The organism is Rhizobium sp. O111, from assembly GCF_055616315.1.
In genome coordinates this window covers 371,646-386,341 of sequence record NZ_JBSHXL010000001.1, presented here as the reverse complement: position 1 = coordinate 386,341, position 14,696 = coordinate 371,646, and the positions used below count along the sequence as shown (strand labels likewise).

Sequence of the window (14,696 nt, the reverse complement as noted above, 5' to 3'; positions counted from 1 at the left end):
AAAGGGCTTTTCCATGCTGCCACTCTTCGACATGATGATGCAGGCGCAGAACGGCGCGGCGATGGACGCGATCTCCAAGCAGTTCAACCTGGCGCAGGAACAGGCGACGCAGGCGATGGCCGCCTTGATGCCGGCCTTCTCGGCAGGACTGAAGCGGAGCAGCAGCAACCCCTACGATTTCATGGGCCTGATGCAGGCGGTGTCGTCAGGCAACTATGCCAAGTATTTCGAGGACATGAGCAAGGCGTTCACGCCGCAGGGGATCTCCGACGGCAACGACATCCTGGCGCAGCTCTTCGGCTCCAAGGAGGTGTCGCGGGCAGTTGCGGCGCAGGCAGCGCAGATGACCGGGATCGGCCAGGAAATCTACAAGCAGATGCTGCCGATCATGGCCGGCACGCTGATGGGCGGGCTGTTCAAGCAATCGATGGGGCAGATGAACGCGCCGGTAAACCCCTTCGTCAACACGGCAATGGGCGAGAGCATCCAGCAGTGGCTGCAAGCCACCGGCTTCGCGCCGAAGCAGGCGCCGACGCCGCAGCCGAGCATCTTCGACAATCCATTCACGCAGGCGATGCAACTGATGTTCAGCGTGCCGAAGCCGGAGCCTGAAAAGGCGGCACCGGCCAATCCCTTCCTCGACAATCCCTTCACCAAGGCATTCCAGGAAATGATGGGCAGCTTCGCCCAGCCCGCGCCGCAGAAACCCGCGGAAGCGCCGAAGGCCAGCGAGAAGACGGACAAGGCGCCCGAGGCCTCCAGCTACATGGACATGCTGAACACCATGTTCGACAGCGGGCTCGAAGTGCAAAAGGGCTACCAGAAGAGCATGGAAGCGATCTTCGAGAGCTATATGCCGAAGACGCCGCCCTCCTCTCCAAAGCCCTGACAGCAGGCATAAAAAAACCCGGAGACGACTGGGAGGTCGGCACCGGGCAAGAGGCAGGGTTATTGGCTATCACCCTGCGGGGAAAACTGGTTTCGGCTTAATCCTGGCGGAGCCGGTGAAGCGAATTGCGGCCGCGGTTGCGCGCGGACCGCGTCAGCTGATCCGACGGATCCTCGAAGAAGGTCGAGGCCAGGAAAGCAGCGTCGAGATCGGCCCGGGAAAGGCCGATATCCTTCAGCTGGTTGTCGTCGAGCTCGTGCAGCGCGTTGATCTCCATACGATTGCGGAACACGCGCAGTACGGATGCCAGCGTTGCGAAACCGGCGACGAGACGCTGCGAATAGGTCTTGGTCGCGGGGTTGCAGTCGAGTTCTAATATCCGGTCTGTCGTGCGCATGGGATGATCCTTTCATGGGCGCGCAACAACCCGCCCTTTCCGCGCGATCGGGCACGGAGAGGCAAGTTGGTTTTCGAGCGGACAGGCCGATTTGCCTGTCCATCACTTTGATTGATTTGCAGCCACAAGATGCCAAACGGCTATTGATCAGTCCAACGAATGTTTCTAATGATTATCATCAGAGATGTTTATAGGTGAGAACCATGGCCGCGCCTCTTGATATTGACCAGCTGCAGACCTTCATCGCGATCATCGATTCCGGCAGCTTCACCAAGGCCGCCGACCGGGTCTACAAGACGCAATCCGCCGTTTCGATGCAGATGCGCCGCCTTGAGGAGCGGATCGGCAAGCAGCTGTTCATCAAGGACGGCCGCGGCAACCGGCTGACCGTCGAGGGCGAGAAGCTGCTCAACTATGCCCGCCGCATCATCCGCCTCAACAATGAGGCTATCGCCGCCTTCGACGACAACCGGCTTGAGGGCACGCTCAGGATCGGCACGCCCGACGACTACGCCGAGCGCTACATGCCCGAGATCATCGGCCGCTTCGCCAAGACGCATCCGAATGTCGAGCTCTATATCGTCTGCGAGCCATCGGTCGATCTCGCCGAGCGCATGCACCGGGGCGAACTCGACATTGCGCTGGTGACACATAATCCGCGCGTGCGCATGTCCGACGTGGTCCGGACCGAGCCGCTCTGCTGGGTCGGCTCGGCCAACCATCCGATCCGCGACGATGCGCCGGTGCCGCTCGCCGTCGGTCGCCGCGACTGCCCGTGGAGACAGACCGCCATAGCCGCGCTCGACGCGGGCGGGCGCGAACATCAGATCCTGTTCACCAGCTGGTCGTGCACCGTCATTGCGGCGGCGGTTCTCTCCGGGCTTGCCGTTTCGACCATGCCGGAATCGGCGTTGCGCACGGGCATGAAGGTTCTGACCCAGGCGGACGGCTTCCCTGCGCTGCCCCCGGTGCAGATCGGCATCATGAAGCGGCCGGGCGTCTCGATCTCGCTGATGAATGCGATCACCGCGCACATCACCGCCTGCCTCGACAACATCACGCCTGCCGTGGTGGAGGACAATCTCGACGCGGAGGTGAAAGGCACTTACGTACGCGCCCAGCCGCGCCTGAAGGTCGCGAACACGGTGACCAGCTGGTAATTGGCATCAGCTGGTAATCCGCATCATCAGCCGACCAGCTCCGCGGGCATGGCTGTAAAGAAGGATGTGCGCACGAGGCATTTGCATTCTTGCAGGATGCGTGCGGCAAAGAAGGGATCGCTTGTGACAGCGAGCCTGACCGACGAGCCAATCAGGTGGCTGAACAGATAGGTGCGCGCCTCGGTATCGACATCGCTGAGTTCGGGCGCGATGCGCTGGGCGGTTTCGCGAAAGATCCGGGCAATGCGGCTGTTGTGCTCCACATTGAGCTGCGAGAGATCCTGATCGGTCTCGGTGCCGAGCCAGATGCCGAGGCTTGCGGCATCGTTGCGGTAGTCCTCATAGTGCCAGTCGATTGTGGCTTCGAGCACATCGAGCGCTTCGGGCACCGATTGCACCGACGCAAAGGCGTCCGCAACCCTTGCGCGGATGGCCAGCGAGTGGCGGTCGAACAGCGCTTTGACGATCGCCGCCTTCTCGGGGAAATACTGGTAGACCGAGCCGATCGGCACGTTGGCGGCGACCGCGAGTTCGGTCATGCGCATGGCGCCGACACCCTTGGCTGCAATCAGCTCCGAGGCGGCGGACAAGATCAGGTCCAGCCTCTGAATACTGCGTTCCTGTTTCGGCTTCCTGCGGAGGCCAATGCGATCGAAGCTCCCGACGTTCATGTCGTTCCCCATCCCTCTTATTCGCAGACCGGACATTGCCCAAAACCGGCCCTTTCGGCCGATATGACATGCAGGCCTTCATGAGGCGTAAACGAGAAAGCTTGTATTCTAACGATCGGCAAAAGCTCAACCAAACCCGGGTGATAAGCCCTGATTTGGTCGGTTCCCGAGGGTAAATTTACGCCATTTTCGGGCTGAACACCGGCCGCGACACGCTTTTAACGGTGTCGCTTATAGAAAACCGCCCGTGCCACTGATTCGTGGAGAGAGACTATGATTCCCGACCGCTCAGCCGTTCGGGAACATTATCCAGACGGCAAGCCAGACCCACATGACGCCGAGCACCAGATAGCCGGCGGCAAAGAGCGGGCTGCGGTAGCGCAGGTTGTTGCTGGTGACGTGGACGAAGGCGTGGACATAGCGCAAGGCGACGAAGATCCAGGCGAGCACAAGCGCGATCAGGTTATCCGCTTCGGTCATGTAGAGAAGGATGCAGCAGGCGTAGAACAGCACCGGCAGCTCATACTGATTGGCTAGGCTGTTCTTGACGATCAGGCTTTCGGTCGGCTCGCCGCGGTTTTCGCGATAGTCGGATACATGCACCTTGCCTGACTTCAGCATCTTCTGGCGGCGATAGCCGAGGAGCATGTAGAGCAGGTAGACCAGCGCCGCATGGGCGATGATGGGCCAGAACATCTCATAGCCTGTCATTCCGGTCATATGCTCGTCTCCTTAGCCAGTTTTCTTTTGGTGCCAGAGCTTTAGAGCAAACGAACCGGGGTTACCAGTGTCGGTTGGGCCAGTGACGTCAGCGATCCGTCGGCGGCACGATGCGGTAGACGAGGAAGCGCAGGATGACGATGACGCAGACGGTCAGGCTCGCGAACTTCAGGCTCGACGCCCATGGCAGCAATGCCGCGGCGAAGCTCCACTCGGCGCCGCCGGCGAAGAGGTTGTCGGTCAGGATGTTCTCGGCATAGTCGGAGAAGCCGTAGATGAAGGGCAGCGCATAGATCGCGGCGATCATCAAGGGATGCATCGGACGATTGAAGTAGCGACCTGCGGGGCGCAGCTTGGCGAGAACAATGAACAGGAACGCCGTCAGCACGAATGGCAGGATGAGATCAGGCCCGCGATGCATGGCGACAAGCAAGTCGCGCGCTTCCGGCTTTCGCTCGAGCAAGCCGCGCATGGCGTCGATATCGCTCGCATCGTAGCGACCCAGCCGCGCTTCGAGCATCGCGGCGTGGGTCATATCCTGAAACGGCAGGACGTAGCCCAGGAGCATCCAGATGAAGACACCCAGGGAAATGGCCGCGAGCAGCGCGACGACCGAGGTCGGAATACGGCTGCTCGCGTCGTTCATCAGGCGCCGGAACCCGGGTAGTTCGGGCTTTCGCGGGTGATGGTGACGTCGTGCGGATGGCTTTCGCGCAGGCCGGCGCCGGAGATGCGCACGAAGGTGGCGCGTTCCTGGAAGTCCTTGAGGTCCTTGCCGCCGACATAGCCCATGGCAGCCTTCAGGCCGCCGGCGAGCTGATGCAGGACGCCGGAGACCGGGCCCTTGTAGGGCACCTGACCTTCGATGCCCTCGGGAACGAGCTTCAGGGTGTCGCGCACTTCCGCCTGGAAGTAGCGGTCCGCCGAACCGCGGGCCATGGCGCCAACGGAGCCCATGCCGCGATAGGCTTTGAAGGAACGGCCCTGGTAGAGGTAGACTTCGCCCGGGCTTTCGTCGGTGCCGGCAAGCAGCGAGCCGATCATGACGGCGGATGCGCCGGATGCGATTGCCTTGGCGACGTCGCCGGAGAACTTGATGCCGCCATCGGCGATGACGGGGACGTCCTGGGCGCGGGCCGCTTCGACCGCCGACATGATGGCGGCGAGCTGCGGAACGCCGACGCCGGCGACGATGCGGGTGGTGCAGATCGAACCCGGGCCGATACCGACCTTGACCGCATCCGCGCCTGCATCGATCAGCGCCTTGGTGCCATCAGACGTGGCGACATTGCCGGCCATGATGCGCACGGAGTTGGAGAGCTTCTTGACGCGCGCGACGGCGTTCAGAACGCCCTGCGAGTGGCCGTGGGCGGTATCGACGACGAGCAGGTCGACGCCGGCCTCGATCAGGCGCTCGGCGCGCTCGAAGCCATCGTCACCAACGCCGACTGCGGCTGCGGCGCGAAGGCGGCCCTGCGCATCCTTGGAAGCATTCGGGTTGAGCTGCGACTTCTCAATGTCCTTGACGGTGATGAGACCGACGCAACGGCCTTCGCCATCGATCACCAGCAGCTTTTCGATGCGGTGGGCGTGCAACAGGCGCTTGGCCTCCTGCTGGTCGACGGTTTCCTTGACCGTGACGAGGCCCTCGCGGGTCATCAGCTCGTAGATTTTCTGGGCGGGATCGGAGGCGAAGCGGACGTCGCGGTTGGTGAGGATGCCGACGAGGCGGCCGGACTTTTCAACGACCGGGATGCCGGAGATGCTGTGGATCTTCATCAGCGCCAGCGCATCGGCAAGCGTCGCATCCGGGCCGATGGTGACAGGGTTGACGACCATGCCGCTTTCGAACTTCTTGACCTGGCGGACCTGCTCGGCCTGCTCGATCGGGGTCAGGTTCTTGTGAATGACGCCGAGGCCGCCGGCCTGCGCCATGGCGATCGCCAGGCGGCTTTCGGTGACGGTGTCCATGGCGGACGAGATAATGGGTATGTTGAGTTCGAAATCGGTGGCAATGCGCGTCGCGACGCTGGTCTGGCCCGGAAGGACGTCGGAGTGACCAGGCTGCAGCAGCACGTCATCGAAGGTGAGTGCGTCTAAACCGGTCGGCGTTTCAATGATGCGAGCCATGGCCAATTCCTTATAAAAGAAAAATGCACCCTCACCCGGAACGTCTTATCCGCACCGGCGATGTGTAAGGTTGCTTTGGAAGTTGGCGAGGGCTGGTACCACGTCTATGGCGTTAAGGGAATAGTAAAAAATGTGGCCGGCCGTGGGTGGCGTGAGCGACGCGAGAGAGCAACCGGCATGTGCTCTCTTGCGCCGAAAGCACGTCGGCTAAGGTTTCGCGCCGCCCTCACCGCATCCTCATCGCTATGCCCGTCACAGGGATGCGGCACGCTCAAGTCCTTGAGAGCAATGGACTCTTCTCGCCGCGCCGACCCGCGTCGGCTGGATTCCTGTGACGGGCACAGGAATGAGGGTGAAGAGAGGCTGGCGCGCTTTCCCGCGGAGAAGCGCACCCCAAAAACACGACAAGCCCGACGCGGTGGCCGGGCTTGGTATGGCTGCCATGCAGCAGGATCAGAGGTCGAACTGGTAGGTCTTGGGAACGAAGCGGTAGCCGCTTTCGTAAACTTCCGCATAGCCGACGGCCGGGAACGGCATGTGGTAACCGAGGAAAGGCACCTTGTCGGCAGCGATCATGTCGAACACCTTCTTGCGGGTGGCGGCTGCCTGGGCCTTGTCCATATCGAAGCGGACTTCCCAGGTCGGGTTCTGCAGCGACAGGATGTAGTGGTTGGCGGTATCGCCGGTGGCGATCAGGCGCTTTCCGTCCGACTCGATGTTGAAGATCATGTGGCCGGGCGTGTGGCCCGGGGCCATCATCGCGGTGATGCCGGAGGCGATCGTGTCGCCCTCGCCGATGAAGGTCATCTTCTCGGCCAGCGGCACGACATTGGCGAGAACAGCCTTCTGGTTACCCTCGGCCGGCGTTCCCTCGCGGGCCTTGTCGGTCCAGAAGTCGTATTCGGTCTTGCCGGCGATGTAACGCGCCTTGGCGAAGGCCGGCTTGCCGCCTTCCATGAGGCCGCCGATGTGATCGCCATGCAGATGGGTGAGCGCGACGATGGTGATGTCGTCGGTCGAGTAGCCGGCGGCCTTGAGGCCGGCTGCGAGCTGGCCGTTGCCCTTGGCGCGGCCGCTTTCGCCGAAGCCGGTATCGACAAGGATCACGTCGGAGCCGGTATCGACCACGAAGGGCGCGAAGGTGTTGACGAACTTGTCCGTCGGCAGGAAGTTCTTGGCGAGTAGGGCCTGGACGGTTTCCGGCGTCTGGTTGGTGCCGAAGGTTTCATTCGGCTTTTCGCCAACCACGCCACCGTCCTTGACGACGGTGAACTTGAAGGAGCCGAGCTTGAACTGATTGAACTGGGGCTGCGTTGTCGCATCCATCTTGGTGTTGTCTCCGGTTGCGGCCATCACGGCCGTCTCTTTCAAAATCATGGGCGCGGCCAGCAGGCCAACGCCTGCCGCTACAAACGCGCGCCTGTTCATCCCCATCGAAATCGCCATGTTCCATCCTTTGCAATAACGCACGGCGCATTGGCGCACCGCCCCCATCGTCATGACGGACCACCCTTTATCGCAATCCGCCGAAACGAACATATGTCAATTCCGCGCGTTGAAATCCCTGAACCATCCGTGTCACGCAGACGTGATGCATTCGCATTTCCTAAGATGAATGTGCACTTGGCAGATGCCGGTGCGAGGACTAAAGAGCAGTGGCTTTCCGAGCCGCCTTTGCTAGACCCCCAAGGCTTTCGCGCATGAACCGCATCGTTCCCCTGATCCTTGCCGTCGCGCTCTTCATGGAGCAGATGGATTCCACCGTCATATCGACCGCGCTGCCGGCGATCGCCAACGACCTTCACGTCGGGCCGATCACGCTGAAGCTGGCGCTGACATCCTATATGGTGTCGCTCGCCGTCTTCATTCCGATCAGCGGCTGGATGGCGGACCGGTTCGGCGCCAAGCGGATTTTCCGCCTCGCCATCTGCGTCTTCGTCGTCGGCTCGATCTTCTGCGCGATTTCGTCCGGCCTGATCGAATTCGTCGTCGCCCGCTTCCTGCAGGGCATGGGCGGGGCGATGATGACGCCGGTCGGGCGCCTGGTGCTGTTGCGCACCACCAAGCGCAGCGATCTCGTCTCCGCGATGGCGCTGCTCACCATCCCGGCGCTGGTCGGGCCGCTCGCGGGACCGCCACTCGGCGGCTTCATCACCACCTATTTCACCTGGCACTGGATCTTCCTGATCAACGTGCCTGTTGGTATCATCGGCGTGTGGCTGGCGACGATCTTCCTGCCCGAGGTCGAGGCGACGGCGCCGCCGAAACTCGATATCACCGGCTTCGTGCTCACCTCATTTGCCGCCGCCGGCGTGGTCTTCGGCCTCTCGGTCGTCAGCCTGCCGGCACTGCCGCCGATCATCGGCATCGCCGCGACCGCGATCGGCGTCGTCTGCGGCGCGCTTTATGTGCGCCACGCGAGACGGCACCCGGCACCGATCCTCAATCTGCAGCTCTTCAAGAACCCGACCTTCCGCGCATCAACGACAGGGGGAACGCTGTTTCGCATCTGCATCGGCGCCATGCCTTTCCTGACGCCGCTGATGCTGCAGCTCGGCTTCGGGCTGACGCCATTCCAATCCGGCCTCATCACGTTTGCCGGCGCGATCGGCGCGATCACCACGAAGTTCATGGCCAAGCGGGTGTTCGCGGCCGTGGGCTTCCGCTCGACGCTGCTGACGGCAGCAGGCGTGACCACACTGGTGACTGTTACCACCGGCTTCTTCACCCCGACGACACCGCATCTCGTCATCATTCTCGTTCTTCTGATCGGCGGCTTCTCGCGCTCCTTCTTCTTTACCGGCGTCAACGCGCTTGCCTATGCCGATATCGACGACGCGCAGGCGAGCCAGGCGACCTCGATGAGCTCGGTCATGCAGCAGATCAGCCTGGCGCTCGGCGTGGCCGTGGCCGCGGCGATCCTGGAGACCTCGATCTTCATTCGCGGCGAAGCGCTGCAGGTGGTGGATTTCCACATTGCCTTCTACGTGATCGCGCTGATGACCGTGGTCGCGACCATCCCCTTCATCCGCATGGACAAGCATGCCGGCGCGCTGGTCTCCGGCCATCGCGTCAAGCCGCTCGCGCCAAGCGTGCTGGAGGCGGAACAGCAGGCGGTGAAATAAGCGTCCGCGACGTTTATTCGGCGGCCGGCTCGGGCGCCTCGCAGACGGCGCTCAGCTTGTTGCCATCCAGATCGCGCACATAGGCGGCGTAGAAATTGGCGTGGAATGGGCGCAGGCCCGGCTCGCCCTCGCTGACGCCGCCGGCTGATATCGCGGCGCGATAGAAGGCATCGACATCCGCCCGGGTCTCGGCCGCGAGCGCAATCATGGTGCCGTTGCCATTCGAGGCGCGGCGGCGGTTGAAAGGGGTGACGATCCACAGCCGGCAGCGGATATCGCCATCGGCGGCGTAGCCGATCTCTTCTTCCGAGTAGCGCTGGCGGCGATAGCCGAGAACGGGGAGCACGACATCATAGAAATGCCGGGCTTGGTCGATGTCGTTGGTTCCGAGCGTGACGTAAAGCAGCATTGATATCCGCGGTCATTCCGGTCTTGGGCCAATCATGCCCTGTCTTGGGAGTGTCATACTCCACCCGGAATGGTCCCGAAATCAAGCTTCCGTTTCGTCGGCCTCAGCTTTGCGTCCCTTGAAGCCCTTGGCGAGCAGGAACATCTCGACGGATTCGGCGCGCGATGACGCCGGCTTGACGTGGACGACCTGCTTGAAATTCTGCTTCAGCAGATTGAGCAGGTCCTTTTCCGTGCCGCCCTGGAAAGTCTTGGCCAGGAAGTGACCACCCTCGCCCAGAACCTCGATGGCGAAATGCGCGGCGACTTCGCACAGATGCATGGTGCGCAGGTGGTCCGTTCTGTGGTGGCCCGTGGTCGGCGCCGCCATGTCGGAGATGACGAGATCGGGCGTGCCGCCGACCGCTTCCATCAGCTGGTCGGGCGCCGTCGGATCGAGGAAGTCGAGCTGCAGGATCTTGACGCCGGGGAGCTGCGCCATCTCCAGGAAGTCGATGGCCGCGACGCGGATGTCCTCATCCGTCGAGCCGGTGACCTTGGCGGCGATCTGCGACCAGCTGCCCGGTGCGGCACCAAGATCGATGATGCGGCGCGCGCCCTTCAGGATGCCGTGCTTCTCATCGATCTCCAAAAGCTTGAAGGCCGCGCGGGCGCGGTAGCCCTCGAGCTGGGCGCGCTGCACATAGGGATCGTTGATATGGCGCTGTAGCCACTGGCGCGAGGACGCCTTCATCTTCTTGTTCTTGACGCGCTGGCCGAGCTTGCGGCCGGTGCGGTTGCCCGCAATGGTTGGCTTGGTCATAGCTGATCCCCTATTTGCCGCGCTTACTTGCCGCGTTGGCCGCGGCGGTGACGATGGCGCCGCCAGACGCCGTCATCCGCCATCATGTCTGTGAGAAGGCCTTCCCTCAAGCCACGATCGGCAACGCGCATGCGCGGGCTCGGCCAACGGCGGCGAATGGCCTCGAGAATGGCGCATCCGGCGAGCACCAGATCGGCGCGATCGGGCCCGATGCAGGGATTGGCAGCGCGGCTGGCGAAATCCCAGGAGAGGAGCTTGGCCTGCATGGCCGAGACCTCATCATCGGACAGCCAGATGCCATCGACCTTGCGCCTGTCGTAGCGCGGCAGATCGAGATGGACGCCGGCAAGCGTGGTGACCGTGCCGGAGGTGCCGATCAGGTGGAAGTCGCCGAGATCGCCATCGATGACGGGGCAATCGAAGCCGGAGAGCATGCCCTCGACCTCCAGCACCATGCCTTCGAAGACATCGGGCGTGACATCGCGGCCGCCATGGCGCTCGGACAAGGTCACGACGCCGACGGGCAGCGAGGTCCAGTGGGTGATATGATTGGCGAGCCGGCTGAAGCGGCTGTCGCCGATGCGGATGACCGCGATCTCGGACGAGCCGCCGCCGATATCGAAGAGCACCACGGAACGCGTCTCGCGCCCGACCAGCGAGGAGCAGCCGGAGACGGCAAGCCGCGCCTCTGTTTCGCGATCGATGATCTCAAGCTCGAGCCCGGTTTCGGCGACGACGCGCTGAAGGAACTCCTCGCCGTTGCTTGCCTGGCGGCAGGCTTCGGTGGCGATCAGCCGCATGCGGCGGATCTCGCGGTTCTTCAGCTTGCCGGCGCAGACGCGCAGCGCATCGACGGCGCGATCCATGGCGTCGTCGGACAGACGCCCGCTCGCAGCCAGCCCCTCGCCGAGGCGAACGATGCGCGAGAAGGCGTCGACGACGCGGAACTGGCCCGGACGGGTCGGCTGGGCGATCAAGAGACGGCAATTATTGGTGCCGAGGTCGAGGGCTGCGTAGAGCTCATCCGGCCAGGGATGGGCGGAAGCCGGCCGTTCGCCGCGCTCCTGATGATGACGCTGGACGCGATTGTCGTTTTCGCCGCGCGCTTCCTGCGCGGGACCGCGGCCGACATTGGGCTGATTCGCGGGCGCCTGCGCGGGCTGATGGCCTGATGGTTTTGTCTGCGCCAGCGGCCGGCCCTGCAGGCCACGCTTGCCGCGATGCTTGCGGCGGCCGCGCTTTCCCGAAGCCGCGTCGCCATCATGCGCACCCACGCGATTGGCGGATGCGACCTGATCACCCTGTTGCTGCTGTCTTGGAGCACCCTCGCCCGAGGCACCGGAACCGCGACGGCGGCGCTTGCGCTTGCGGGCCGATGTCTCGGCCGCAATGTCCGTTGGACGTGCATCCATTGGGCGCGCTGCCTCGCCGGCAATGCCGGAGGGGGCATGCGAAGCGGCCTGAGCTGCATTGCGGGATTGCCCGCCACGCTTGCCCTTGCGGCGCCTGGATTTCTTGCCATCCTTGCGCGCTGCCGCCGACGCCCCGTCAGATTGCGACTTAAAGCCGCCTTCGGGGTCTTCCACGTTGTTTTTCCACCGCGCCGCGCAAGTCCTGAAGGATGAACTCCTGGAGGTATGCTGCTGGCGCTCGTTCGATTTTGCGTTGGCGCGAAGATACCAGCGCTCGGCCAAAACGACAAATTCTTTTTCCCAACCCTCAAGAATCCGCCTTTTCCAACACTCCACAACGCCGTTCAATTTTTTTTCAAAGAGCTATTTGCATTCCGCGATGATTTGGTTATAAGCGCCGCACAGCAGCCAAGCACGCTTCGGCAGCGACTGCTGGGGAATAGTTCAATGGTAGAACGACGGACTCTGACTCCGTTAATCTTGGTTCGAGTCCAGGTTCCCCAGCCAAATTTTCTTTTCTCAATAAAGTCAATTACTTGAATGACGTTACACCCTTCAAAGGGTAGCCCGTACGTATCTCATGGCGGGGCGTATAAGCCGCAAGGATTGAAACCTAACGACATGTGAGATTAGAGAACGCTGTGTGGCTTAACCAAGCTACAGCTACTGCGGTGAAGTCTCCGCACTCGATGCCCCGTTGCGCGCCCGTAGAGAAGTCCTAGCATGCCGGTCAGCCTACCGCCCCCGCCAATAGGAAATCAGGGTATACGTCAAAACGCCTTGCTTTCCTCTTTGCCGTATTCACTGCGTTGAGAATATCATCTCCGAACGGTGATTTCTGATACGGATAAATTGGCATGAACAAGCGCCTTAAAGCTCAGATCGCAGAATTGGCACAAGACGTACCTAGGCGCTTAGTTCGAAGGATGATCAGAAGAAAGCTAGAGGAGCACGAAATTGAAAATGAAGAGCTTCTGGAGGCGCTGACCGATCATATGCTGCACCGTAGCGACGAGAAGTTTACTTGGCAGGAGGAATTCGGAGATGAGCGTGACGTTAACATTGCCTTCGATAGCCAAGACTTTGACGCGCTGGCCGTTGAAATGGATGATGTCATCAAGATTATACTGCCGAAAGCTCTTACCGAGGCCATCAGCACCACATCAACCAATTTGGTGAAGCGACTCGAGAAGCAGTGGCCAGAGGTAAAGCTGGCAGAACGCCACGAGAGCAACGGCTTTAAAGACCGTCTGGATTTAAGATGGGCGCCAGCTCTTGATCCACTTCGAATGATGCTCCTGTCGTCGAAGGAAATTGGCGAGGCTTTTGCCCAGAAATTGGGGCGGTCAAAGGCAAAAAAAGGGCTAGTCAAACGTCAAGTGCTTATGATGCTGCATGTGCGCGCATGCCAAACGACGTTAGAAATCATAACTCTACTCGAAAGCGGCTTGGCAGATGGGGCTTACGCGCGTTGGCGGACCTTATACGAGATTTCTGTGGTCTGCTTTTTGGTCGCTCGCTTCGGCGACGAACTTGCTGAGCGCTATCTTGCTCATGAGATAGTGAGCCAGCGGGAGGCACTTATCAATGAACTTCGGCATGAAGGTCGGCCATATGAGCCGGAAGAAATGGGCCGCCAGTTTGTGAGGTTCGAAGCAGATTACAACGCTGTGATTGACGCATACGGTTCCCCCTTCAAGACAGCCTATGGATGGGCTGCTCATAGCCTTGGCCTCAAATCGCCTCGCTTCGCGGACCTTGAAGAAGCCGTAGACTGGGCGTCTCTCCCATCTGATTACAAATGGTCCAGCTATAAAGTGCATGCTGGTATTGCAGGTACAGCGTGGACACTCGGAACACTTGGAGATAGGCGCTTCCTGTTAGCTGGAGCTGCGAACGCAGGGCTCGAGGTCCCTGCTGTTAACACGGCTTACTCATTGCTCCATGTCACGTCCGTCCTCCTCGACAATGTCAGCGACATCGAAATATCGATCAAAGCGCAAGCCCTCGTTCTGCTAAGGGACAAGGTTCTATCCAACAGCATTAAAGTCGCGAGGAGGCTTAGGCGAGACCACATTGAAATGTATGGGTCGATTAATTGATTGGAGCAGCCAGCTCACAGCGCACCCACCGAGGGTCCATAGCCGCCGTCAACGGTTAGAGTTTATCGTCCTATTCTAACGCAGTCACGAGATCGGTACTCAGTGGCGCAAACCTGGCACTTTTGCCTACCGCCCCTCACCCCCGCCGCAACGTAAAATACCGCTGCGCCGTCTCCGCCCGGTTGCGCAGCGCCGGCGGGAACGCATATTCGCCGCAAACCTCGAACACGAACCCCGCCTTCACAAGCGTGTCGGTCATCACTTCCGTCAGTTCCGCCGTCGTGCGGTAGATGGCGTTGTAGACTTCGTCGAGTTCTTCGGAGAAATGCTCCTTCAGCGTCAAGCGGACGTCGAGTTCGGACAGCGATTCGCGGACGTAGATCGTGGCGTTCGGGGCTGCGAGCTTGGCGATCATCGCGAAGGTGTCGTGGACGGCTTCGTCGTTAAGATAGATGAAGAGGCCGGTGATCAGGAAGAAGTCGAAGGGCGGTTGCAGCTTGAAGTCTTCGACGGCGATCCTGGGGACTTCGACGACCTGGAACTGGACGTTTTCATCGTCGCCGATCTCGGCCTTGGCGCGGGCGATCAGTTCTTCGGAGAAATCGAAGCCGAGATACTGGTTGCCGTTGTTGTTGTAGAAGCTGGCGAGGCGGCCGGCGCCGCAGCCGAGTTCGAGGATCTTCGAGGGGCGTTCGAGGCGCGGCAGGAGATGCGTCTTCTCGTGGATGTCGCGGTCAACCGCGATCGTCGAGCCCTCGGATTGCAGCATCACGGCGTTGACGGCATTGCCTTCCTTCCTGGCGCGACCATTGAAGAAATCGCGGACCTTCAAGGCATCGATGCTTTCCTGGTCCTTGTATATGCGGCTCATGCTCGGTTC

General features: G+C 61.3%; 14 protein-coding genes and 1 tRNA gene. 5 read left to right on the top strand and 10 right to left on the bottom strand.

Annotated elements, in window-relative coordinates; translation table 11 throughout:
• The first annotated feature begins 13 nt into the window (after positions 1-13).
• Positions 14-889, top strand: a complete 876-nt coding sequence (locus ACVTFQ_RS01910; RefSeq protein WP_111561767.1) for a DUF937 domain-containing protein — start codon at positions 14-16, stop codon at positions 887-889.
• 97 nt (positions 890-986) lie between these two features.
• Here the strand turns inward: ACVTFQ_RS01910 and ACVTFQ_RS01905 are convergent, their stop codons facing one another.
• Positions 987-1,286, bottom strand: a complete 300-nt coding sequence (locus ACVTFQ_RS01905; RefSeq protein WP_111561766.1) for a DUF1127 domain-containing protein — start codon at positions 1,284-1,286, stop codon at positions 987-989.
• A 203-nt stretch (positions 1,287-1,489) separates the two neighbouring features.
• Between ACVTFQ_RS01905 and ACVTFQ_RS01900 the strand changes: the two genes are divergently transcribed.
• Positions 1,490-2,446 carry a LysR substrate-binding domain-containing protein gene (locus ACVTFQ_RS01900; RefSeq protein ID WP_018898533.1) on the top strand — a complete coding sequence of 319 codons (957 nt, stop codon included), beginning with the start codon at positions 1,490-1,492 and terminating at the stop codon, positions 2,444-2,446.
• Positions 2,447-2,472: 26 nt separating this feature from the next.
• On the opposite strand, the gene ACVTFQ_RS01895 is transcribed toward ACVTFQ_RS01900, so the two are convergent.
• The 5 genes from ACVTFQ_RS01895 to ACVTFQ_RS01875 form a co-directional block, all read right to left on the bottom strand.
• Positions 2,473-3,117 carry a TetR/AcrR family transcriptional regulator gene (locus ACVTFQ_RS01895; RefSeq protein ID WP_047508486.1) on the bottom strand — a complete coding sequence of 215 codons (645 nt, stop codon included), beginning with the start codon at positions 3,115-3,117 and terminating at the stop codon, positions 2,473-2,475.
• A gap of 288 nt (positions 3,118-3,405) precedes the next feature.
• Positions 3,406-3,828, bottom strand: coding sequence for an MAPEG family protein (locus ACVTFQ_RS01890; RefSeq protein ID WP_111561940.1), 423 nt, complete (start codon positions 3,826-3,828; stop codon positions 3,406-3,408).
• A 97-nt stretch (positions 3,829-3,925) separates the two neighbouring features.
• Complete coding sequence (locus ACVTFQ_RS01885) at positions 3,926-4,483, bottom strand: hypothetical protein (protein ID WP_111561765.1); 558 nt, start codon at positions 4,481-4,483, stop codon at positions 3,926-3,928.
• A complete protein-coding gene (gene guaB, locus ACVTFQ_RS01880; protein WP_111561764.1) occupies positions 4,483-5,967 on the bottom strand; it encodes an IMP dehydrogenase in 1,485 nt (494 codons plus the stop codon). Before guaB ends, ACVTFQ_RS01885 begins: the two co-directional genes overlap by 1 nt.
• A 453-nt stretch (positions 5,968-6,420) precedes the next feature.
• Positions 6,421-7,413, bottom strand: coding sequence for an MBL fold metallo-hydrolase (locus ACVTFQ_RS01875; protein ID WP_111561939.1), 993 nt, complete (start codon positions 7,411-7,413; stop codon positions 6,421-6,423).
• A 254-nt stretch (positions 7,414-7,667) separates the two neighbouring features.
• Between ACVTFQ_RS01875 and ACVTFQ_RS01870 the strand changes: the two genes are divergently transcribed.
• A complete protein-coding gene (locus tag ACVTFQ_RS01870) occupies positions 7,668-9,092 on the top strand; it encodes a DHA2 family efflux MFS transporter permease subunit (RefSeq protein ID WP_111561763.1) in 1,425 nt (474 codons plus the stop codon).
• Positions 9,093-9,105: 13 nt separating this feature from the next.
• Here ACVTFQ_RS01870 and ACVTFQ_RS01865 read toward each other — a convergent pair whose 3' ends face one another.
• The 3 genes from ACVTFQ_RS01865 to ACVTFQ_RS01855 all read right to left on the bottom strand — a co-directional run bounded on the left by ACVTFQ_RS01865 (position 9,106) and on the right by ACVTFQ_RS01855 (position 11,888).
• Positions 9,106-9,501 carry a VOC family protein gene (locus ACVTFQ_RS01865; protein WP_111561762.1) on the bottom strand — a complete coding sequence of 132 codons (396 nt, stop codon included), beginning with the start codon at positions 9,499-9,501 and terminating at the stop codon, positions 9,106-9,108.
• Between the two features lie 81 nt (positions 9,502-9,582).
• Positions 9,583-10,302, bottom strand: coding sequence for an RlmE family RNA methyltransferase (locus tag ACVTFQ_RS01860; protein ID WP_047508489.1), 720 nt, complete (start codon positions 10,300-10,302; stop codon positions 9,583-9,585).
• A gap of 23 nt (positions 10,303-10,325) precedes the next feature.
• Positions 10,326-11,888 carry a Ppx/GppA phosphatase family protein gene (locus ACVTFQ_RS01855; protein WP_112435977.1) on the bottom strand — a complete coding sequence of 521 codons (1,563 nt, stop codon included), beginning with the start codon at positions 11,886-11,888 and terminating at the stop codon, positions 10,326-10,328.
• Between the two features lie 259 nt (positions 11,889-12,147).
• Here ACVTFQ_RS01855 and ACVTFQ_RS01850 point away from each other — a divergent pair.
• Both ACVTFQ_RS01850 and ACVTFQ_RS01845 read left to right on the top strand, forming a co-directional pair.
• Positions 12,148-12,221: transfer RNA gene (locus tag ACVTFQ_RS01850), tRNA-Gln, on the top strand.
• A 350-nt stretch (positions 12,222-12,571) separates the two neighbouring features.
• On the top strand, positions 12,572-13,816 hold the full coding sequence (locus tag ACVTFQ_RS01845; RefSeq protein ID WP_111561760.1) for a DUF5677 domain-containing protein: 1,245 nt from the start codon (positions 12,572-12,574) through the stop codon (positions 13,814-13,816).
• A gap of 136 nt (positions 13,817-13,952) precedes the next feature.
• On the opposite strand, the gene ACVTFQ_RS01840 is transcribed toward ACVTFQ_RS01845, so the two are convergent.
• Positions 13,953-14,687 carry a class I SAM-dependent methyltransferase gene (locus ACVTFQ_RS01840; protein ID WP_162718078.1) on the bottom strand — a complete coding sequence of 245 codons (735 nt, stop codon included), beginning with the start codon at positions 14,685-14,687 and terminating at the stop codon, positions 13,953-13,955.
• Positions 14,688-14,696: the final 9 nt, after the last annotated feature.